Raw genomic sequence first — 19,631 nt, 5'->3', positions numbered from 1 at the left:
GTTGAGCTAGGCCGCCGTGCCGTTGGTAGGGGTCTGGCTGTCGCGGCGGTCGAGCGTCAGGTAGAGGGTGTAGTCGTCCAGTCCGTGGTCAGGGACGCTTCGTTCGGAGGCCAGCAGGAACCCGGTGTTGCGGTCGAACAGCAGGGACACCCGGACGCCGCCTTCGGCGACGGCCACGCCGATGGCTTTACGGCCGCCGCGGTCGGTGACTTCACCGAGGAACGTGATGCCGGGCTGGACGGCCACGAGCCGCAGCAGCGCTGTCCGTGCGGGCAGGTCCAGGTACGTTTTGCGGTACAGGCTGGTGACCGCGTCGAAGAACACGATGGGCCGGATGGTGAGGCCGCACGCGGGCGGGCACGGGTCGGTCAGCGGCTGGCCGTCGTTGTCGCCGTCGATGATCTTCGCCAGCTCGGTCGGGTTGCCCGGGGGGCGCCCGTGCCGCTCGATGAACGACTCCACCTCGGCGGGGTCGCCGGTGTTGCGGTGGGGCTTCACCCCGTCGAAGGTTCCGGGCACCCCGATGCGAGCCATGTCGAACGACACAGCCGGCTGGCCAGGAAGGCGCTGCTCCGAGCGGATCAGGCCGCCGTCATCGGTCAGCCAGACTTCGCGTCGGAATCCGACGATCTCAGCGTCGCTCCGTGACCACTGCTCGACCTGCAGGTAGTAGTACCGCCCACGGGTGGCGTCGCTAGGAGCGGCGACCAGCACGTCGGCCACGTCGATCAGCGGCCCGGAGGCGCAGGCCGACGGCGTCGGTGAGGCGGCTCCGGGCATCACGGGGAGCGCGACGTTGACCGGCGTTGGCGTCAGTGAGGCGGGTCCGCCCGGCGTGACCGCCACGGCCCCGGCCGATGCCACCAGCAGGACGGCGACGGCTACAGCGGCAGGGCCTAGCCGATGGCGGCGGGTGGGGCGTTCAGCTGCGTCGGTCATGACCGGATGTCGTCCTCTCGCGGGGATGGCTGGGTGACCTGGGGGTCGCGCCACATCGGCCACAGGGGCGGCCCGTCATCGGGCAGGTTGAACGCGTCCCGGGCCGTGTAGGCGTTGCGCATGTACAGGTCGCGGTTGCGGGGCATGCTCGCTTCCAGATATGCCGGGATGCCTTCGGCGTCGAGGTAGGCGTGGTGGTGGGCCAGCAGCGCCGACCCGATACCGCGTGACTGGTCGCTGGGCAGGACGCCCAGGAACAGCAGGTGATGGTGGAACACCTCGTGCGGGTGCTGCTCGTCGAACGTCTTGTCCAGCGCGCGGAACCGGTCGGCCCACGTTCCGGTGGCCTCGGCGAGCTGCTGGTCGTAGTCCTGCGGGCCGGGGGTGTCGTGGTCGCGTGGAAGCCAGATGGCCACGCCGGTCAGGTCGTCGGTGACGTCCATGAGGCCGTGGGCCAGGCCGTGCCGGACGAAGATGTCGAAGTAACGCAGGTAGACGTGGCGGCGTACGCCGATGCCCGGGATGAGCCAGTTGCCGACCCGGGAGATCAGGAACGCGTCGGTGAGCAGCTCCGTCAGACGTTTCGCGTCGGCGGGCTCGGCGCGGCGGATGGTGAGGTCGCGGGTACCGGTCATGACTGCCGCGCCTCGGCAAGAGGCGCGGCCGGCGCGAAGGGGTTGGCCGAGGCGGCGTTGACTCCCATGCCGATCGCCTCGTACACCACGGGGCTCCACGCCTTGAGCAGGCCAGCCCAGGCCAGGCCTGCGAGAGCCGCGATGCCGAACGAGGCGGGGAACAGCCAGCGCAGCGGCGAATCCGGTGTGACGCCGAGGAGCACGTCGAACTGGTCGATGGTGAGGTAGAGGATCCAGCCGAGGGCGACGGTCGCCAGTGCGGGGGCGGTGATTCTGCGCCAGGTGTTCTCGCCAAGCCGGTCTCGGCCGAAGAACCCGATCACGGCGGCCGAGGTCAGGGTCATCAGGATGAGGACGCCGAGCCCGCCCGACACCGTGACCCAGAAGAACAGGTGGATGATCGGGTCGGCGTGCGCGATGGCGTAGCCGATCAGCGCCGCCAGGGCCAGGACGCTCTGCGTGACCGAGCCCCATTTCGGTGCTCCGGTGACCCGGCTGGTCTGGCCCAGGAAGCTTGGCAGGACCTTCTCACGGCCCAGGCTGAACAGGTATCGGCCGACCGTGTGATGGAAGCTCAGCAGCGCGGCGAACAGGGAGGTCACGAACAGCATGTGGCCCAGGTCGACGAAGAACTGGCCGAGGTGCGGCTGCACCAGCGTGAAGATCAGCTCGGTGCTGTACTGCTGGGCGTCGGCCACGATCTTGTCCGGCCCGGAGGCGACCGTCAGCGCCCACGCCGATCCGCCGTAGAGCAGGCCGGTGATGGCGACGGCGATGTAGGTCGCGCGGGCCACCGTGCGGCGGGGGTCGCGGGTCTCCTCGGAGAAGACCGTGGTGGCCTCGAAACCGACGAAGCCGGTCACCGCGGTCACCAAGGCTGCACCGATGCCGGGGGCGATCAGGTAGCTGGGGGACAGGGTGGAGAAGCTGACCGAGCCCTCGGCCGGGTGCGTGATCATGACGATCGCGAACAGGCCCGCGACGGCGACCTCGGCTGCGAGCATGACGGCCAGGACGTGTCCGTTGAGGTCGATGCGCAGGACGCCCAGGACGGCCACGATGGCCCAGCCGATGAGCGCGCACAGCCACCAGGCGATCGAGATGCCGAACCGGTCGTGCAGCCAGCCGGACAGTACCGCCCCGAAGCCGCCGTACAAGCCGATCTGCATCGCGTTGTACGCCAGCACGGCGACGAACGCTGCTGCGACGCCTGTCGGTTTGCCCAGGCCCCGGCTGACGTAGCTGTAGAAGCTCCCGGCGTTGACGACGTGGCGGGACATCGCGACGTAGCCGACCGCGAACAGGGCCAGGATGACGGCGACGGCCAGGTACGCCACTGGGATGCCCTTACTGCCCGTGATCGCGAATCCGCTGGTGGCGCCTCCGGCGGTCACCGTCAGCGGCGCGGCGGCGGCCATCACGAAGACCACGACAGCGGGGGTGCCGAGCTTGCTGCGGGCCAGGGTGTTGGCCACGTTGCTCGCCGTGGCCGGGGTTCTAGCGAGGGGCATGGGGAACTCCTGAATCGTGGGGGTGGGTTACTTGTGGCGGTGCGCGAGCACCGCCTCGCCGATGACCTCGTGCGTGTACCGCAGCAGGCAGGTCATCGGTGGCCAGAGGGTCGCGACCTGGTTGTGTAGGAAGTCGAACGTCTCGGCGGGGGCGTCCATGAGCAGCCAGCGCTCCAAGCCCGTCGCGACGGCGAGCCCGGCGAGAGCGAGTTCGTTGTAGGCCAGAGGTTCGTGGCGTCGGAGCAGCTGCGACAGCACCGCCCACGGGCGGGCGGCCTGGTTGCTGTCCACCGGTATGTAGAGCAGCCCGGTCTGGCGGCCGAGCTTGCGGACCGGAGTCATCCGGACGTGGCCACCCCGCAGGAGCCTTTCGGCGATCTGGGTGGCGGCGTCTTTGCTGAAGAAGGTCAGCCACGTGCTGACGCTGTGCCGGCGCCCTTCCTCTTTGACGAGGTGGTCGAGGACGAAGTGCATCAGCGAGTCCTCGGGCGGCTGCCGATTCTTGATCAGCACGCCGGTGTCGTCGACCTCGATGTGGCGCGTGCTGATCAGCTCGGCGAGCAGAGCAGCGCCGCAGCCGACATTGAGGGCTTTGGCGTGTAGGCGGGGCCTGCCGGTCCCGTCGTCGTGGGCAAGCCGGAAGAAGTCATCGCCGAGCATCATGGGACCGGCCTCCCTCGGTGGTGATCATGGACGTCTGACCCAGCCCGCCGCCGCGCTCTGCATAGCTACGACGGCGGGCGGGCGCTAGGAGCGTCGGCGAGAAGCCGGTATGGTCAAGCCGCACGCGTCACGTGCACGCCCTACCACGCGTCCTTCTCTGCCTCCGCAGGGGTCGTGGCCCGACCGGGCTGGAAGCTCGGCCGCGACCCCAGGCATCGGTACATCGCTTGTGGTAGGTCCACCTTCACGGACAGTCCACATAGACCGGAATCCCGATCTACCACCCGGTCTGATACTCGTTCTGATACCCGGATGGCCTCTGAGCAGGTCCTCGATACGGACCGTCACCACGCATCAGGCTTGATCACCGAAATCCGGGGTTACGCTGACCGCACAGCCGATGAGCCATCGCCCACCGGCGATGGCTCGTACTCGGAGGTGCGTAGTGATCAGCCCGCTCGTGCGCCGCCGAAGGCTTGCCCAGGAACTGATCCGGCTCCGGGACGGCCAGGGGCACTCCTCCGCCCACGTCGCCACAGCCGTAGGAGTTTCACGTCAGCGCATCTCGGAGCTGGAGAACGGCCGCGTCGTACCCAACCTCGATCTGGTCGCCAAGGTCCTGAAGTACTTCGCAGTGCCCGAGGAGCAATGGCGGCAGCTCATGGCCATCGCCCGCGACGCACAGGAACGCGGATGGTGGGCCACCTTCAACGAAGAGATGGGCACGCGCCAAGCGCTCTACGCCGACCTCGAAGCTGGCGCGAGCGAGATCCACGAATACCAGATGGTGTACTTACCGGGTCTGCTCCAAATGCAGCCGTACACCGAGGCGCGGATCCTTATGGACCGCCCGGACGGGGCGACCTACAGCCTCGCCCGAGCACTCGAAGCCCGCGCCGGCCGCCAGCTCGTGCTGGAGCGACCCGATGGCCCCGCCTACGAGGTCATCATCGACGAGCTGGCGGTACGCCGGTACGCAGCGCCCGCACCGGTGATCGCCCAGCAGCTCGACCACCTGGTAGTGGTGGGGCACGAGCGCCCGGCCATCACGATCAGGGTCCTGCCGCTCGCTGCCGAGATCCGTCAACACGCCGTACCGCGTTCGGCGTTCTTCACCTACCGGTATCCAGACCCGCAAGACCCTGTGGTAGCCGCCGTGGACACGGTGACCGATGACCTCGTACTGACCGACGAGACGGACGTCAACCGCTACCTCGACCTGTACGCCCGGTTGCAGGAGGCAGCCATGTCGCCTGGCGACAGCCTCGACTACCTCGCCGCAACGGCCGAGGAGATCAGGAGAACGATTCACAATGGATGAACGGCAGTTCGGTCCATGGCGAAAGTCCACCCGCAGCGGTGGCGCCGACAACTGCGTCGAAGTCGCTACCAGCACTGATCGGCAGGTCGGTGTCCGCGACTCGAAGAACCCCGACGGCGGCATCCTGGTCTTCACTCCAGGTGAGTGGTCGGCGTTCGTGGAAGGGGTACGGGACGGCGAGTTCGACCTGTAACGCTGCGATTGGCCGCCGGGCTCATACACGGGTCTGGCGGCCCCAGTTAGCTAAACCCGTGAATCGGGGGCGTGGCGCGCCCATCGGCGGCACGCCCACGCGGACGTTGATCCCGTGCTTGAACCAGCTGGGGCGCGCTGGGACCATATAGGCACATCAGTTCAGGGGCCATGTCGGACGCCGGGCGCACCGACAATAATCGATCTTGGGGGGTCGGCAGTGGGAAGGGAGATCGTTCCGAACGCGCGCCTTGCGGCGGCCCGCAAGTCGCTGCTGTCCCCGTCGGGCTCGGAACGCTCAATGTCGCGCCAGGAGTTGGCCGACGCCTGCAACGCCGTCCTGGCCAGGACGTACGCCGAACGAGGTGGTGGGCAACGGTGGGCCGGTCTGACTGAGAGAACCATCGGTGCTCTGGAGCGCGGAGAGATCCGGTGGCCCAACGAAAACTACCGGCGGGCGCTGTGCGTTGTGCTCGGCGCCGATGAACGAGACATTGGCCTCTATATCGACCGCCCGGCTGAGCATGGCGCCGACTTTGGTAAGCCGGAGTCGGACTTTGCCCCTGTGCGATCAGATGATGATCACGACGGGCTGCGGCAGTCTGGGGCCGTGCCTGATGCCTTGTTCACGCCCGACCAATGGCGGGCGCGGATGTGGAATAGCCTGCTCCACCCCGCCAATGCTGAACCCGTCTCCGCGCATGATCTGCAAGCAGGTGTCGTATACGGCAACCTCGCCTACCAGAAAGCTTGGTACAATGAACTCCACCAGCTACCCACGCTGATCAGTCGTGCCGAAGCACTGTTCCAAGACGCGGTGAGTGGCACCATTCCCAGAGCGGTAAAAGCTGTCTGTGGCGTCTATCTGCTCGCCTCGAAGTTCGCCGCCAAACTCGGAGATGGCGAGCTTGCCTGGGTAACCGCGGAACGTGCGCGATGCTTCGGGCTGGTGGCCGCCGATTCGCTGTCGGTTGCCATGGCGGCTTATCAGACCGCATGTGCACTGGCCAAGCAACCAGGCCGCGCCGCCGAAGCTGAAAGCGTCGCCGCCGCCGCCGCAGACGTCATCGCCACCCACAAGCAGCACCGCACAGCCGCCTACCTGTCCGCCCAGGGGGCACTCCTGCTCCACGCCGCGTTCTCCGCAGCGCTTCGGCGTGACAGCCGCGCCGCAGGGCGGTACATCCAGACAGCCGACTCCGTCGCGAGCCAACTCGGACGCAACGGCAACGAGCTATGGACCGCGTTCGGCCCGGCTAACGTCCACCTACACAGGATTTCGGTAGCGGTCGCCTTGGACGACAACCCGACAGCTCTCGGGTTCGCCGACCGCATGGACACCTCGCAACTCCCGAGCGTTTTGACCAGCCGACGCGCCCAGGTACATCTCGACCTCGCCATGGCCCACGGCGCCAGTGGCAACTCGGACCCTCAAGCCACGCTACATCTCCTGGAGTACGAACGGATCGTGCCCCAAGCGATCACGCTTAACGCCACCGCGGGGCAGCTCATCACGACGCTTATCCGGCGAGAAAGAGCCAGCCAAACACCGGGGCTGCGCTCCCTCGCACAGCGAGCCGGAGTGGCGGAAGCATGACCGAGCCTAGGCCCGTTCTCATACTGGTGGTGTGCGCCGCACCGCCAGCTGCCAAGATCCAGGAACTCGCAGAATTGCTGACCAGCACTGGCTGGGACGTCTACCCCGTTCTCACGGAGGCAGCTATCGCGTGGGTCGACCAGGATGCGTTGGAGAAGTCCACGCGCCATGCGGTGAAGAGCCAGCCGCGAAGCCCCCAAGAACCCAAGTCGTTGCCTCGGGCTGATGCGATCCTCGTCGCCCCGGCAACCTTTAACACCATCAATCAATGGGCTGTCGGCATCAACGACACCGTCGTACTGGGCATCCTCAACGAGGCTCTCGGGACAGGTACACGGGTCGTCGTCTCCCCCTACGCGAAGTCCGCCCTCGCCGCGCACCCGGCCTTCAGGAGCAATCTCGACATGCTTGCCGGTGCCGGCGTCCGCTTCACCGCGGCTGAGGCGCTACGCCCAGCCGACTCGGACGCGCCCTTCAACTGGTCCTGCATCCTCGAACTTCTCAACGGCATCAGTGTGACGGCCCGGACTGCGGCAGATTCGCATGCATCAGAAGACGGCCGTGGCGGGGGGACATGATGCCGCGACACCTGCTTGCAATCGCATGCGGTGCCGCCCCAGCGGCCGACATGGGCATACTCATCAACATCGCTGAGGCAGCGGGCTGGTGCGATAACCGGTACACCGAACGCCGTGCCCTTTTGGACGTCAGCAGAATCGAGTCGATGACCGGCGCAGGACCAAGGACTGGGTCCGAGCCACCGGCAGATTGCGGACAGACGCGCATGGTTCGTAAGGCGGACGCGATGATCATTGCACCGGCCAGTTACAACTCGATCAATAGACTGGTGGCCGGAGTCGCCGACAACTATGCCCTCGCGGTGGTTGCTGAGCTGGTGGGTGTGGGCTTGCCGACCGTCGTCGTGCCCTTCGTTAATGCTGCTCTGGCGCGGCGTGCGCCGTATCAAACTGCATTACGAGTGTTATTATCCGAAGGCATTCGCGTCCTCGGGCCAGGCGACCAGTGGGAGCCGCACGAGCCTGGGGCGGGTGGGCGAAGTCATGGTCGGCTTCCCTGGCAGCAGGCGTTCGATATAGCAACAGCTCTCACCGAACGCACTGGAGATCGGCACCAATGACTCAGAACGCCAAGCTTCGTGCCGCCCGTGAAGAGCGAAAATCGCCCTCAGGCTCAGGGCGCCCGATGTCCCGCCAGGAAGTGGCCGACGCCTGTAATGCCGAGCTTGCCAAGATTTATGATGCTGCGGGACGCCGACAGCGATGGGCTGGTTTCACGGAGAACACCATAGGTGCACTGGAGAGAGGAGAGAGGCGCTGGCCTAACAGGGACTATCGTCGTGCTCTATGCGCGGTGTACGGGCGAGACGAACGTGCGCTCGGACTTTACATCGACCGCGAACTACCTCCGTCGATCGACATCCCCGCCGCCGTCACCACGGGAGTCGTCCGCTCAGGCGATCAGGGCACGTGGCCTGAGAGAGACCCGGCCGATACTGTGGATGGCGTGAAACGCCGTACCGCGCTCACCCTCCCGGGAATCTCGATGATCGCTGCTGCGCTTCCATCCGAGCCCTGGAAACGCCTCTCCTACATCCTTGAACATCCGGCCCAGCTCGACGAGGCAACCCTAGGCCAGTTGGAAGGGCGCACGACAGAGCTGTTCCGACAGGAAGAGCAACTGCCAGCCAGCCAGTTGGCCACCCAGCTGGGTGCACACGTCCAGCGGTTGCGGCGGCTGGCGGGCCAGGTGCCCGAGCCGTTCGCGCGTCGCGTCCTTGCGACTACCGGAGAGGCATTGGCCTTGGCTGGTTGGGTCGCTTGGGACAGCAAACAGCACGCGTACGCGGACGAGATGTACGGCCGCGCGCTCCGTGCCGCCACCGACGCCGGCGACGGACCTCTGTACGCGTGTGTGCTCGCGTATCAGAGCTATGGCGCTGAGGCGGCGGGCGACTTGCCGTATGCACGGCAGCTTCTTAGCGCCGCTCAGGAGTTGGTGCGTGGTGAAGGAAGCGCAGGAACGCGAGCCTGGCTCGCGGCGCGGGAGGCGGAGGTGGGCGCGGCCCTAGGAGAATCGACGGCAGCGCTGCGGGCACTCGAACGCGCGATGACGGCCTACGACTACGCGCATCCGTATCGGGAGCGCTCATGGACGGGCTTCTTCACGCCGACGCGTCTGGGGAGTATGACTGTCACGGCGTACGCGCGTCTCGATCACGCCGACCTGGACTCGACGGCCGATGCGGTGGTCGCCGCGCTTCCGTCGACCGATACGAAGATCAAAGCGGTGATCCTCGCCGATGTGGCTGCCGCCGCGGTCCAGCGAGGCCGAAATGATCGTGCAGCCGTGCTCGGCCATCAGGCGCTGGACCAGACAATCAGCCAAGAGGCGAGCTTGGGCCGCCAGCGCCTTCGCGAGCTTCACCTCATGATCGTGGGTAAGCGAAGCGATCCGGCACTGGCTGAACTGGATGACCGGCTGTTGGCCACCGTTGCCTAACCCCTCGGCGCTGTCTCTTCACCGACCCAGGAGAGATAGGCAGGATTCCCGGCGAGGATGGGAAGTAGGACGATCTCGGGGACGTCGTAGCTGTGGTTGTCGCGGATGTGCTGCTCAAGGTCGGCGTAGCGGTCGCTGGTGACCTTGAAGGTGACGTACCACTCCTGGGCGGTCTCGACGTTGCCCTGCCACCAGTAGGTGCTGGTGATCGGTCCTGAGACCTGACCGCATGCGGCGACGCGTGCTTCGACGGCGCTGCGTGCCAGAGCGTCTGCGGCCTCGCGCGAGTCGGTCGTTGTTACTACCTGGGCGTACTGGTAGTCGGTCACTGTGATCCTCCGTAGCGCGGGTGCGAACGCTGAAAGCCTAGCTTCGGCCAGATCTCTACGTCACGGCTGACGATGGTGTTCAGATCGCCCCGGCCTCCAGCCACAGCCGTCGGGATCAAGAAAAAGGGCGGCGATATGCGTGGTGGCGGCCTGTCGCCGCCACCACGCATTCGATCTGCTCTTGTGGCCCCGCCGGCGCAGATGCGCGCGTACGTCGCTAGCCGGAGCCAGCAAGGTGAGCAGGTTGTCGAGGTCGCGGCGCTCGAAGATGCCGTCGAGCAGGCCCAGCGTCAGCTCGGGGCGCTCCCGTCGTGAGCGTTCAGGTGCTGATTGAGCGGTCCGTGGGTTCGCATTCATAGCCAGGCAGCCGCTTAGTGCCGGACCCTCGCCGCAGCCTGGGCGGCCGCTGCGCGCCGAGCAGGGAATCCCCATCTACGTCCGATACCTGCTCCAACACAGCGCCGCTCTTGCCGCAGCATTGCACGCCGATCCAGTGCTGCGGGAACGGGTGCGGGTGCTGCTCGCCTCCGGTAGAGCTGACGCGCTCGCGCCATGCATACTTCATCCTGGCCCGGTTCGGCTCGGAGGTGTACGGGTTCGTCCACCGGGCGTTCCTGGAGTACCTGACCGCCGGTGACCTCGCCCGACGCCTGACCGATTTCGACCTCACCCACGAACAGGTCCTGGCCGTCTACGAACAGCGCTGGCAGGACCCGGCCTGGGCCGAGGTGCTGCTCCTGCTCACCGGCATCATCCCGGACAAGGTTGCCGCCCAGGCCATCACCCGGCTACTGACCGCAGACCCGCACTGGCGGCTACGACCCCAGGTTCCCCGGCATCTGCTGCTCGCGTTGCAGGTCAGCACCGAGATCCGCAAGACCGCGATCCTGGCACCGCACGCACCCGCCCTGACCCGGGCACTGACCACCCTGCTGGAGGAGACCGTCACCCGCGAGCGACGCTACGATCGGCCGCTGCCCGATGCCGTCGACCGGCTGACCCCCCACCTGGCGAGACTTCGGCCAGACCTGGCCCGCCGCCGACCTCTACCTGCACTGGTACCAGCGCTCCATCCACAGGCTCACCGACACCCTTACGCACACCGCAGCCAGAACAGTCGCAACCCTTCACGCCACACTCAATCGCCACCACCTCGGCACCCTCCGCCGCGCTGCCACAAGTCCCCACTGGGCTACCCGAGCAGCCGCGGTGGCGGCGATCGTGGCTGGCTGGGCCGAGGACCCGGGCACTCTGCCGTGGCTGCGCGACCGCGCCACCACCGACGCCGACGCGGGCGTGCGGCGGGCGGCGGTGAAGGCGAGCGCGCAATTTCCTTCGTGACAGGCCTGATGTGGGTGTGGTGTTGGGGTACACCCCAACACCACATCGCTCATCAGCAACAAGCTGCGTCAAGATGAAGTCCGTTCCAGAATTTCCTGACGTGTGTCCAGCAGGCTCCTGGAGTTCAACCCGACAGTCGCGGTTGGTAGGGACTGAAAATGCGAGTCGGCTACATCAGGGGTCAGCACCGTCGACCAGAACACCGTGCGCCAACTCGACGGCGTCGATGTCGAACTGGTTTTCACCGACGAGGCGTCCGGCAAGGACACCGCCCGGCCGAAGCTCGACGAGCTGATCGCGTTCGTTCGGGAGGGCGACACGGCGTTCGTGCACTCGATGGACCGGCTCGCCCGCAACCTCGACGACCTTCGCCGGCTCGTGCGGACACTGACTGGCAAGGGCGTACGGGTGGAGTTCGTCAAGGAGAGCCTGACCGTCACCGGCAGGGACTCGCCGATGGCCACCCTGCTGCTGTCGGTCATGGGCGCCTTCGCCGAGTTCGAGCGAGCCCTGATCCTCGAAAGCCAGCGCGAAGGCATCGCTGTGGCCAAGCAGCGTGGGGTGTATACCGGCCGACCCGCTGCGCACCCTCGCCCCCGGGCCGATGGTCGCGCTCGGCCGGATCGTGGCCATCGCCATGGTGCGCGGCCCAGCGCCGCCATGGCCGAGCTGGAGGCCGCGCAGCGCGAGCCGTCCCTGATTGGTGACCGCGCGGCGGTCCGGGCCCGTTACGAGCTCGCCGCGCGGCACCCTCAGCCTCCCCCGAACAGCGTTACCTGAGCGCCCCGGGCCGCCGGTGGCTAACCGGTGATCCGCAAAATCTGACCCTGCCCGGCGGTCACCGAGTTGTTCGCCACGTAGATCGCGTCATCCGGGCCTACCGCCAACCCACCCGGAGCCAGCAACTGGCCGGCGGCCAGCTCCTGGCGGGTACCGTCGGCGTTGATCCGGGTCAGCGAGCCCACCGGCAGCGCGCCGGGCAGCGTGCTGGTCAGGCCGTCCTTGGCGTAGGACAGCACCAGCAGCCGGCCGCGCCGGTCGAAGGCCACGTCGATGACGTTGGTAAAGCCGGTGGCGTACGTGCTGAGCGCACCGGCCGCGGTGATCCGGAAGACGTTCGCCCCACCCACCGGGAACGGGAAGCCGGTCAGCTGTCCGAAGTAGAATGCGCCGTCCGGCCCGCGCACGATGCCGGTGGGGACCGACTGGCTGGTGATCAGGGTGCCCGCCGGCAGCCCCAGGAACGGCGGCGCCGGTACCTGGCTGGGCGGTACCACGGCCAGCAGGCTGACCTGGCCGGTAGCCGAGACGGTGACCAGGTCGTTGGAGGCCGCGTCGGTGACGATGGTCCGGCCGTCATCCAGGCTCACCAACCCCCACGGGTTGCTGTCCACCACACCGCCGTAGGGGCCGTCCGGGTTGTTAGCCGCCTCGAAGGCGAGCATGTCGGCGAACGGCGTGCCGCTGCCACCCGGGCGCAGCTCCAGCAGGTGCGCCAGGTGCGCGCCGCCGGTACCCAGCGCGTCCCGCATGGCGGTGTTGCCGCCCAGGCTGACGGTGGCCAACAGCCGGCCGCCGGAGAAGGACAGCCGCTCCGGCCCGAGCGCGGCCGAGCCGTCGTCGCCGGCCAGCGACGGCAGCCCGGTGACCACCCGGTACTGGCGCCACTGCGCGGACTGGTTGGCTCGGGGCTGGCCGAAGGAGAGCACACCGGGCGGTACCACCGCGGTGACCGCACCCGACTGGCCCAGGCAGATCTGCAACTGCGGCTGGCTGGGGGCCGGGACGCAGGGTCCCGCGCCGCCCCGGCCCGCCTCGGCCACCAGCAGTACCCCGCCCGGACCGACCAGGATGCCGCGGGCGTTGTCGAGTCCGGAGGCGACGACGGTCACCGTCTGCGCGGCCGGTGCCGGCTGCCCGGCACTGGCCGGGGCGGCGACCAGGCCGGTCACAGTGAGCACGGCGCCCAGCGCCGTGCCGCCCAGCCGTAGCGAAGCTCGTATCATGGGTGTCCACTTTCCGATCGGTGATCTCGGCAGGAAGCGATCTCACGCTAAGCAGTCGGGCGGCAGCGGACCTACTTCCAGAGTGCGCTCAGCGCACTCCGGTGATGAGGGCGGATTCCAGCGATGATCGCAACACGCGGTCAGTTGACTGTTGCGACGAGCTTAGCGAAGCACTCGGCTGGCGTGAGCCAGCCGAGTGCCTTTCACAGGCGACGGTCGAACCGGCCGCATGAGCGGGCGTGGGGACACTGACCACACCCACCCACCGACCAGCCCGCAACTCGGCCGCACGGTGAACATCGAGGTCTCGGTCGAAACGACCATCGACGGGAGGGCTGAGCTGGTCGCCCTGCCGTTCGACATGAACACGATTTCGATCTACGCCTACCGGCACACCTATGCGCAGCGCCACGCCGACGCAGACGTCCGGTCGACGTCCTGGGCGAATTGCTCGACCACCTGCGCATGGACACCACCCCGCGCTACTACCACATCGGCGAAAAGCGACGCCGCGACGCGGTCGAACGCGTCGGGCTCATGCAGTTCAACCGCCACGGCGACCGCATCTGGCGGGACGCGCACGCCCTGCTCGACGCCGAAAGGATGAGGCTGGCCATCAGCGAGGTCGCCGTCCCCTACGGCGGATGCAGCGAGCCCAGCAACGTCAGCGCCGGCGGCGGCGCCTGCCCCATCCGCTTCCGCTGCGTCGGCTGCGGCCACTTCCGCACCGACGCCTCCTACCTTCCCGACCTGGAGGCATACCTGACCGACCTCCGCAACCGCGATCGCATCCTCGCCACCGGCATCGACGCCGACGACTGGGCACGCGCCGAGGCCCTGCCCTCCAGCCAGGAGATCACCAGCCTCAACACCTGATCAGCCGCATCAAGGCCGACCTCGACGACCTCAGCGCCGCCGAACGCGAGCAGATCGAGCAGGCTGTCGCGGTCGTGCGCCAAGGCCGACTCAGCCTCCGGGTCACACCCATCCGGCCGCACTACGACGAACTCCGGTCAGTGAGGGCAGCATGAACGCCGCAGGCCGCGGACGCGAGCAAGCCGCCCTGCGCCGTCGCGAGAAGGTCCAAGCCACCATCGAGCACACCCGACGCCACGGCGGTGACCTCAGCGTCTCCGCCATCGCCCGCGCGGCCGGCGTCGACCGCTCATACCTCTACCGCCATGCAGACCTCCTGCAACCGCTCCAGGAGGCGCAGACCAGCACCACCACAACCCACACCGGCCTGAGCCTCAGCAACACCACGATCCAGTCCGAACTCGCCAACACCCCGAGCACGAGCCAAGCGCCTTCGATCGCGTCCAACTCCCGGAGTGGCGCCTATCCGAGATGGTGGGCGTAAACGCGTGGCGGGAATCAGGCCTCGGTGCACTTCTGGACATCGAGGCGCTGCAACACGTCAACACCGAACTGCAACAACGCAACGCCGCACTCGTCGCGCGACTGGACGAGCGGGACCGCGACCTCGCCGCAGCCCGTGCAACCAACCGAGACCTCATGATCCAGATGAACTCGGTGCGATAACCGGCGTAGGAACGGCACAGCTCGCCTCAACGAACGCATCGAGGACGAAGACTGTCGCGCCGCACCCTGCCATCGTTGCCGCGAGAAGTCATGCGTAATGTGGCGTCGGGTGGCGGAGTTCCGCGACGCTCGGCCGATCCTCGCCGGTCTCGAACACGGCAGAATGAACCCATGGAAGACTCCTATATGCCCTCGACCGACGACGCGACCGCCGAGGACAGCTCGGTCGATATCAGCGGCGAGGTGTACCACCAGGAAAGCCATGCGATCGACGGCGGCACCACGACCGACCGGGATACCTACGGCGGCTCCGTGATCATCGACTACCCCGACTCGTGGGCGCCCGACGGGGCCGACAGTACGATCTCCGTAAGCCTTGAGGCCTACTACGAGAGGCAAGAGTCGATCGATGACGGCACACATACCGAGTCGTCGTCGTGGGGTGGGGACGCCTCGGTGGACTACTGAGAGTTCGGGGCCCCGCCGCTTGGATGTTCCAATCGCGGCATCCGAGCGGCGATCTCCGCACGTGCGCGGACGACCGCTTCGTACTGCGCGGCGAGTCCGACGATGACTCCGTCGGTACCCTCGACAGTCCGGCCACCGAGCGCCACTAAGTCCTCTCGGATCTGTTTCGCCACGGCGTGGGCCATCGACCGTCTGTTCGCCAGCCATGAGGCTCGCAATTTTCCGGATTCACCGGTGGCGAGGTTCGTGATGATCTGAGCGCGCAGTTCGCGAACCGCCCGCAGCGTGTCGCTGCGGTTGCCTCCCATCGCGTAATAGGTAAACGGCGCGACGATGCCTATCGGCCAGAGGACGGCAGCAAGCGGTATAACGGAGGCCGTCAACACCTGAGCGCTGGCGGACCGCCAGCGTTGGCTACCGCCTTTTTCGATCAGGCGAGCCAGGATGGCCCGGGCTACGGAGCTCAAGGATGTGTAGGCGCCGATTTCCGGCTTCCCGGCCGTGACCTGTAGGTTCGGGTCGCCCACCGGTTCGACGGTCGGCAGCACGCTGCCGAACGTCTCGACAGCGTCGTGGTGGACCGTCAGCAGCGCGGCGATCAGGTCGTCCCCTGAGCGCGCGACGGCCGCGTTGATGTCGGCGGTCGCGGCGGCGAGCGCCTCCTCGATCTCCTTTTCGATGGCCTTGGCCTGCTGTAAAGGCAGCGTTGCCTGCGCGGCGACCTGGGACTCGTGTCGGTCGAGCAGCGCGCGGATGCTTTCGGAGTGCCTACGTACCACCGCTTCGACGTCAGCCCAGGCCGCCGCGCGGGTGCTCTCCTCCGCCCGGGTGGCGGCGCCGGGGGCGCCGGCCATGGCGGTCGTCAGCGCTCGCTGCGCGAGCGCTTCGCGCTGGGCTCGGCTCATCCGGCCGAACCGCAGGTCGTCGAGGATCGCGGCGCGCTCGGCTAGGGCGGCGTCCAGCAGCCGCAGCGCCCGGCGGCTTGCCGCGACGGCGACGGTGTGCCCGTTGTCCCGCGCGCGGGTGGTGACGCGCCTGACGAACTCGTCCCACTGCTCGCGCTGGTCGGAGCCTGCCCCGGCGGTGTCGGTCGGATCGGTGCCTGACCCGGCCAGTGACAGCAGGTGCAGCACGAAGACGTCCGTGTCGTCGGTCGACTGCGGCAGCAGTTGCCGCACGGCCCGGCGGCGCATTTCCAGGTTGGCGGCCAGTCTGTCCGGGCCGACGGCGGATGCATTGATCTCGTTAATGACGACCGCGGCGAGGTGGATGTCGTGATGGCTGGCCTGGATGTCGCGCAGGACGTCGGCGAGGACGGACAGGCTGACTCGGCCGAGCGACACCAGGACCAGAGTGCAGGCCGTTCCGGTGAGCAGTTGCCGAGTCGCTTCGGCGACCTGGGCGGAGACGCCCTGGGCACCTGGCAGGTCGACCAGGCGCAGCCCGGAGCGCAGCAGCGGATGGTCGAGGGTGACCTCGCCCCTCAGCACACCGAGAGTGTTGTCCGGGTTGTGCTCCTGCAGCAGATGGCGGTCGAAGCCGGCACGGTCGGTCTCCCGCTCGGCGACCGTGCCGTCCGAGGCGTGCAGCACAAGCAGGTACCGGGGTGTGCGTTGCGGTCCGTGGCTGAAGTACACCGGTGCGACGGTGCCCGGCCAGCCGTCCGAAGTCGGGCTGACCTCGCCTCCCAGGAGCGCGTTGATCAATGTGGATTTTCCGGCTCCCTCACCGCCAGCGATGACCAGGTGGCCCCGCTCGTGGGCGAGCAGTGCGATGTCTATCGCATCCCGGATCGATTCGGGTGGCCTGGACAGCTCCCTTGCCCACGAACGCATCAGGGTGATGAGTCGGCCGACGTCCTCGACGGCGCCGCCGGTCTGCTCAGGCATCACCGATCGCCTCCAGCGCGGCGAGGTCGCGGCCGGACGCCTGGTCGTCAGCGCCAGCGGTGCGGATCGACGCCATGGCGACCCCGAATTCCTCGCGGTATCCCAGACCTGCCTCGGCGAGCGCCACAGCTAGCTGATCGTCGGGCGGGAACGGCGGGCCGATCATCGCGTAGTCCGGATGCGCCAGGACCGCCAGGGCGTGGCGCACGGTGGCCAGCGCACCGGCCGGATCACCGCGGCGGGACTGCCGCGAGGCCACCTGGAGCAGGTGGAACGCCGGATCGGCGACCTGGGCCAATGGCACCCCCAGATCGATCGGCCAGTCCGGTGGAGCCGCACGCCCGAGCAGGGCCACGGCCTCGTCGAACCGCGCCCGGTATCCACCCCGGCTACCGAGGTAATAGGCATCGACGGCCGCGGTCACCACTGCGCTGACAGCGCGGGCGGCCACATCGACATTCACCTGCACACGACCAGCGTCAGAGCGCGGCACCACGAACTGATGGCTGGCGGGAACGCCCGCGTTCAGTTCGGCCACGATCTCCGGCGTCCAGAACTCCGGCCCGACCAGACGGTGCCGGTAGACGTTGCGGATCGGCTCAGCCGCGGCACCCGGGCTCAAGTGACAGCCGCCCAATCCGATATCGAGCTTGTCCTGGAAGAACGTCGTCTGAACCACGAGCGTGGGAATGCCGTACAGGTCATTCCAGTACAGTCCGGCATGCGGCCACGACAGGGTGCGCATCGCGTCGTACAGCAGCACCAGGCCATCAGCGACGAGCTGGCGGCGCAGCGCGTCCACGATCGCATGCCGCAGGCCGTTCCACTGCGGCTCGGTCGTGCCGTGGGCCCGGGGCAGCAGGACCAACAGTGGCAGCGCCGAGAGGTCCGGGGCGATCAGTTCGAGACTCCCACGCAGATGGCCGGGGCCCTCCTCGATCGGATACGTGTCGAAGGTGGTCCGGTCCCGCAGCGCGGCCAGGGCGCCCTCGCGACGAAGCCGAGCCTCCAACTCGGCGAGTTCCTCTTGGCGCAGCGTACGCATCGCCTCGACTACCAACTCGCGCTGGAAACGCCGGTCAGCCTGCGCGGTCTCGAACGTCCGCTGCTCGGCACGGGCAATCCGGCTCGCCTTGATCTGCTGCTGAGTGTTGAATAGCGACGCCACAGCCTGCGCGGCGGAACCCAGACCAATCGTGAACAAGTCGGCCAACGCCATGCCTCCCAAGCCCTTGTCACGGCGTACCGGGCCGCCCGCCGACACCGTCCACATTGATGCTACGCCTCTAAAACCAGCCCGGTATCGCACCGCACGGATCCCGGCGGCGTCCGCGCCTCCACAGCCACTACGCCCACGCACCTTCAACAGGTCAGTGGCTGGTTCACCGGACGCCTTCTACGAAGACCAGGCAGATCTGGGCAGGGCCGGGGGTGCTGAGGCCAGCGCTCGGCCGGGCCGTCCGATGGGTCCAGCCATCGACGTAGCACGCGATGGGTGGAGAACCCCACCACGCCAAGCAACTGGGACGGATGTCATCCGGTTGCCAGTGGGCCGCAAGATCCTTAACAACAACCCGAAACGGAACCGAGGTTGGCGCACGGGGGAACGACAACCTCGGGAGCTGTATTCAGGTCCGGCATGTCCGCCACATGCAACACTGTTGCACTGCAACACTCAACCCAGACGGGCGACGAACTGCATCAGCAGGAACCGCCCCCCCACGCCGCCCCCAGAGAACGGGGGAAGCAGCCAGAACGAACCCGTCGGTACCAATATAGCGCCACGGCCTCGATCTGACTTCATCCGATCGTGGGTAGGGAGGTGCTCACGGTGTACCGGCTTGCCGCTGAACATACGACCCGGCACTGGATGTCCGGTCTCACGGCTAATCTCAAGCCATGAATGACCCGCCACAGCCGACCCCTCAGGAGGCTTCCGACGAGGCGGCACGGCGGGCGGCAGCACGGATCTCGTTCCGGTTGACCTACGACCACACCAGCGTGCCGCGGCAGATCGGCATCGGTTCGATGTCGGGTCCGCCGATTCCGTGCGCATACGGGGGCCAGGTTCAGTCAGCTGGCGAGTGGGACGCTCCCGACGACGGCCAGCCACGTGACGAGGCCGGATGGCTCGACCAATTCCTGTCCTACGTCGTCGGTGAGACGGTCCATGAAGGGCTGACGCACTATCAAGTTGACGGCTGGCCGTGGCTGGACCCCCATGTGCCGGCGGAGGCGGCGATCCCTGCGGCTGTCGACCGGCTTCATGCGGACCTGGTGGCCATCCGCCGGAGGTTCACCTCCGACCAGGCGATGTGAGGTCAGGTAGGCGGCGATCAGGAGTCGCCATGCGCGGCGCACGCGGCCGCGGCATTGAAGGCACTGGCTAAGCGGCAATGGTGTGGTGGGACGTCATCCCACAGCCGTCCCACCACACCAGCTCGCACCGCATTTACTATGATGATTATCAGTGAAGCCCGTGTGCGCGCAAGCAGACGGACATCAAAGCCTGACGCATGATGGGTCGCAGCGGCTGAATGGGCAGCGGGCCGGGTTATGGGTAGCCCCGACGAGGCCGCTGCCGCTGGTCGCGGCGCTCTCGTCAGCCATACCTCGGGCGTGCGAACGGTCCGGGAGAGCGGTCCACCCGGACCGTTGGAAGAGGCAGCGCGCACCCC

General features: G+C 67.5%; 21 protein-coding genes and 1 pseudogene. 13 read left to right on the top strand and 9 right to left on the bottom strand.

Features of this window, described 5'->3' with window-relative positions:
• Nucleotides 1-6 precede the first annotated feature (6 nt).
• The 4 genes from QEZ54_RS08845 to QEZ54_RS08830 are packed head-to-tail and all read right to left on the bottom strand — an operon-like array spanning nt 7 to nt 3,745.
• Nucleotides 7-939, bottom strand: coding sequence for a hypothetical protein (locus tag QEZ54_RS08845; RefSeq protein WP_281304014.1), 933 nt, complete (start codon nt 937-939; stop codon nt 7-9).
• A complete protein-coding gene (locus QEZ54_RS08840; protein WP_281304013.1) occupies nt 936-1,574 on the bottom strand; it encodes a GNAT family N-acetyltransferase in 639 nt (212 codons plus the stop codon). The genes QEZ54_RS08845 and QEZ54_RS08840 overlap by 4 nt, the downstream gene beginning before the upstream one ends.
• On the bottom strand, nt 1,571-3,085 hold the full coding sequence (locus tag QEZ54_RS08835; protein ID WP_281304012.1) for an APC family permease: 1,515 nt from the start codon (nt 3,083-3,085) through the stop codon (nt 1,571-1,573). The genes QEZ54_RS08840 and QEZ54_RS08835 overlap by 4 nt, the downstream gene beginning before the upstream one ends.
• 27 nt (nt 3,086-3,112) lie before the next feature.
• Nucleotides 3,113-3,745, bottom strand: a complete 633-nt coding sequence (locus tag QEZ54_RS08830) for a GPP34 family phosphoprotein (protein ID WP_281304011.1) — start codon at nt 3,743-3,745, stop codon at nt 3,113-3,115.
• 448 nt (nt 3,746-4,193) lie between these two features.
• On the opposite strand from QEZ54_RS08830, the gene QEZ54_RS08825 reads away from it, so the two are divergent.
• The 6 genes from QEZ54_RS08825 (at nt 4,194) to QEZ54_RS08800 (ending at nt 9,378) form a co-directional block, all read left to right on the top strand.
• On the top strand, nt 4,194-5,069 hold the full coding sequence (locus QEZ54_RS08825; RefSeq protein ID WP_281304010.1) for a helix-turn-helix transcriptional regulator: 876 nt from the start codon (nt 4,194-4,196) through the stop codon (nt 5,067-5,069).
• The gene (locus QEZ54_RS08820) at nt 5,062-5,262 is read left to right on the top strand and encodes a DUF397 domain-containing protein (protein WP_281304009.1); all 201 of its coding nucleotides are present in this window, start codon (nt 5,062-5,064) and stop codon (nt 5,260-5,262) included. Before QEZ54_RS08825 ends, QEZ54_RS08820 begins: the two co-directional genes overlap by 8 nt.
• Nucleotides 5,263-5,562: 300 nt before the next feature.
• Nucleotides 5,563-6,858, top strand: coding sequence for a hypothetical protein (locus tag QEZ54_RS08815; RefSeq protein ID WP_281304297.1), 1,296 nt, complete (start codon nt 5,563-5,565; stop codon nt 6,856-6,858).
• The gene (locus QEZ54_RS08810) at nt 6,855-7,436 is read left to right on the top strand and encodes a flavoprotein (RefSeq protein WP_281304008.1); all 582 of its coding nucleotides are present in this window, start codon (nt 6,855-6,857) and stop codon (nt 7,434-7,436) included. The genes QEZ54_RS08815 and QEZ54_RS08810 overlap by 4 nt, the downstream gene beginning before the upstream one ends.
• Before the next feature lie 50 nt (nt 7,437-7,486).
• Nucleotides 7,487-7,996 (top strand): flavoprotein, encoded by a 510-nt coding sequence (locus QEZ54_RS08805; protein ID WP_281304007.1) that lies wholly within the window; start codon nt 7,487-7,489, stop codon nt 7,994-7,996.
• Between the two features lie 386 nt (nt 7,997-8,382).
• Nucleotides 8,383-9,378 (top strand): hypothetical protein, encoded by a 996-nt coding sequence (locus QEZ54_RS08800; protein ID WP_281304006.1) that lies wholly within the window; start codon nt 8,383-8,385, stop codon nt 9,376-9,378.
• Here the strand turns inward: QEZ54_RS08800 and cutA are convergent.
• Nucleotides 9,375-9,707, bottom strand: coding sequence for a divalent-cation tolerance protein CutA (gene cutA / locus QEZ54_RS08795; RefSeq protein WP_281304005.1), 333 nt, complete (start codon nt 9,705-9,707; stop codon nt 9,375-9,377). The genes QEZ54_RS08800 and cutA overlap by 4 nt on opposite strands.
• 60 nt (nt 9,708-9,767) lie before the next feature.
• Nucleotides 9,768-10,064 carry a hypothetical protein gene (locus QEZ54_RS08790; protein WP_281304004.1) on the bottom strand — a complete coding sequence of 99 codons (297 nt, stop codon included), beginning with the start codon at nt 10,062-10,064 and terminating at the stop codon, nt 9,768-9,770.
• Nucleotides 10,065-10,294: 230 nt separating this feature from the next.
• Here QEZ54_RS08790 and QEZ54_RS08785 point away from each other — a divergent pair, with 230 nt between their 5' ends.
• Together QEZ54_RS08785 and QEZ54_RS08780 are read left to right on the top strand one after the other, a co-directional pair.
• Nucleotides 10,295-11,125, top strand: a complete 831-nt coding sequence (locus tag QEZ54_RS08785; RefSeq protein WP_281304003.1) for a hypothetical protein — start codon at nt 10,295-10,297, stop codon at nt 11,123-11,125.
• 81 nt (nt 11,126-11,206) lie between these two features.
• Nucleotides 11,207-11,624, top strand: a pseudogene (locus tag QEZ54_RS08780) (recombinase family protein); the annotation flags it as partial.
• A 224-nt stretch (nt 11,625-11,848) separates the two neighbouring features.
• Here the strand turns inward: QEZ54_RS08780 and QEZ54_RS08775 are convergent.
• On the bottom strand, nt 11,849-13,054 hold the full coding sequence (locus QEZ54_RS08775; RefSeq protein WP_281304002.1) for a ScyD/ScyE family protein: 1,206 nt from the start codon (nt 13,052-13,054) through the stop codon (nt 11,849-11,851).
• A 465-nt stretch (nt 13,055-13,519) separates the two neighbouring features.
• Here QEZ54_RS08775 and QEZ54_RS08770 point away from each other — a divergent pair, with 465 nt between their 5' ends.
• From QEZ54_RS08770 to QEZ54_RS08755, 4 genes are all read left to right on the top strand, one after another.
• Entirely contained in the window at nt 13,520-13,930 is a 411-nt protein-coding gene (locus tag QEZ54_RS08770; protein ID WP_281304001.1) for a hypothetical protein, read from the top strand.
• Nucleotides 13,931-14,081: 151 nt separating this feature from the next.
• Entirely contained in the window at nt 14,082-14,414 is a 333-nt protein-coding gene (locus tag QEZ54_RS08765) for a hypothetical protein (RefSeq protein ID WP_281304000.1), read from the top strand.
• Nucleotides 14,402-14,596, top strand: a complete 195-nt coding sequence (locus QEZ54_RS08760) for a hypothetical protein (RefSeq protein WP_281303999.1) — start codon at nt 14,402-14,404, stop codon at nt 14,594-14,596. Before QEZ54_RS08765 ends, QEZ54_RS08760 begins: the two co-directional genes overlap by 13 nt.
• A gap of 171 nt (nt 14,597-14,767) precedes the next feature.
• Nucleotides 14,768-15,064: a hypothetical protein gene (locus QEZ54_RS08755; RefSeq protein ID WP_281303998.1), complete on the top strand. Its 297-nt coding sequence runs from the start codon at nt 14,768-14,770 to the stop codon at nt 15,062-15,064.
• On the opposite strand, the gene QEZ54_RS08750 is transcribed toward QEZ54_RS08755, so the two are convergent.
• Nucleotides 15,058-16,953: a dynamin family protein gene (locus QEZ54_RS08750; RefSeq protein ID WP_281303997.1), complete on the bottom strand. Its 1,896-nt coding sequence runs from the start codon at nt 16,951-16,953 to the stop codon at nt 15,058-15,060. The two genes, QEZ54_RS08755 and QEZ54_RS08750, sit on opposite strands and share 7 nt — an antisense overlap.
• Nucleotides 16,946-18,172: a hypothetical protein gene (locus QEZ54_RS08745; RefSeq protein ID WP_281303996.1), complete on the bottom strand. Its 1,227-nt coding sequence runs from the start codon at nt 18,170-18,172 to the stop codon at nt 16,946-16,948. The genes QEZ54_RS08750 and QEZ54_RS08745 overlap by 8 nt, the downstream gene beginning before the upstream one ends.
• A 680-nt stretch (nt 18,173-18,852) precedes the next feature.
• On the opposite strand from QEZ54_RS08745, the gene QEZ54_RS08740 reads away from it, so the two are divergent.
• Nucleotides 18,853-19,272: a hypothetical protein gene (locus QEZ54_RS08740; RefSeq protein WP_281303995.1), complete on the top strand. Its 420-nt coding sequence runs from the start codon at nt 18,853-18,855 to the stop codon at nt 19,270-19,272.
• Nucleotides 19,273-19,631 lie beyond the last annotated feature (359 nt).

It is taken from the genome of Catellatospora sp. KI3, from assembly GCF_029948125.1.
GTDB lineage: Bacteria > Actinomycetota > Actinomycetes > Mycobacteriales > Micromonosporaceae > Catellatospora.
The sequence above is the reverse complement of the archived record's forward strand: the minus strand, read 5'-3'. Positions and strand labels throughout refer to the sequence as shown.

Excerpts from the sequence above, each read along its gene's own strand:
- QEZ54_RS08845 (WP_281304014.1), bottom strand. The coding sequence starts at position 939 with ATGACCGACGCAGCTGAACGCCCCACCCGCCGCCATCGGCTAGGCCCT.
- QEZ54_RS08840 (WP_281304013.1), bottom strand. The coding sequence starts at position 1,574 with ATGACCGGTACCCGCGACCTCACCATCCGCCGCGCCGAGCCCGCCGAC.
- QEZ54_RS08835 (WP_281304012.1), bottom strand. The coding sequence starts at position 3,085 with ATGCCCCTCGCTAGAACCCCGGCCACGGCGAGCAACGTGGCCAACACC.
- QEZ54_RS08830 (WP_281304011.1), bottom strand. The coding sequence starts at position 3,745 with ATGCTCGGCGATGACTTCTTCCGGCTTGCCCACGACGACGGGACCGGC.
- QEZ54_RS08820 (WP_281304009.1), top strand. The coding sequence starts at position 5,062 with ATGGATGAACGGCAGTTCGGTCCATGGCGAAAGTCCACCCGCAGCGGT.
- QEZ54_RS08815 (WP_281304297.1), top strand. The coding sequence starts at position 5,563 with ATGTCGCGCCAGGAGTTGGCCGACGCCTGCAACGCCGTCCTGGCCAGG.
- QEZ54_RS08810 (WP_281304008.1), top strand. The coding sequence starts at position 6,855 with ATGACCGAGCCTAGGCCCGTTCTCATACTGGTGGTGTGCGCCGCACCG.
- QEZ54_RS08805 (WP_281304007.1), top strand. The coding sequence starts at position 7,487 with ATGGGCATACTCATCAACATCGCTGAGGCAGCGGGCTGGTGCGATAAC.
- QEZ54_RS08790 (WP_281304004.1), bottom strand. The coding sequence starts at position 10,064 with ATGAATGCGAACCCACGGACCGCTCAATCAGCACCTGAACGCTCACGA.
- QEZ54_RS08775 (WP_281304002.1), bottom strand. The coding sequence starts at position 13,054 with ATGATACGAGCTTCGCTACGGCTGGGCGGCACGGCGCTGGGCGCCGTG.
- QEZ54_RS08770 (WP_281304001.1), top strand. The coding sequence starts at position 13,520 with ATGGACACCACCCCGCGCTACTACCACATCGGCGAAAAGCGACGCCGC.
- QEZ54_RS08765 (WP_281304000.1), top strand. The coding sequence starts at position 14,082 with ATGAACGCCGCAGGCCGCGGACGCGAGCAAGCCGCCCTGCGCCGTCGC.
- QEZ54_RS08760 (WP_281303999.1), top strand. The coding sequence starts at position 14,402 with ATGGTGGGCGTAAACGCGTGGCGGGAATCAGGCCTCGGTGCACTTCTG.
- QEZ54_RS08755 (WP_281303998.1), top strand. The coding sequence starts at position 14,768 with ATGGAAGACTCCTATATGCCCTCGACCGACGACGCGACCGCCGAGGAC.
- QEZ54_RS08750 (WP_281303997.1), bottom strand. The coding sequence starts at position 16,953 with ATGCCTGAGCAGACCGGCGGCGCCGTCGAGGACGTCGGCCGACTCATC.
- QEZ54_RS08745 (WP_281303996.1), bottom strand. The coding sequence starts at position 18,172 with ATGGCGTTGGCCGACTTGTTCACGATTGGTCTGGGTTCCGCCGCGCAG.
- QEZ54_RS08740 (WP_281303995.1), top strand. The coding sequence starts at position 18,853 with ATGAATGACCCGCCACAGCCGACCCCTCAGGAGGCTTCCGACGAGGCG.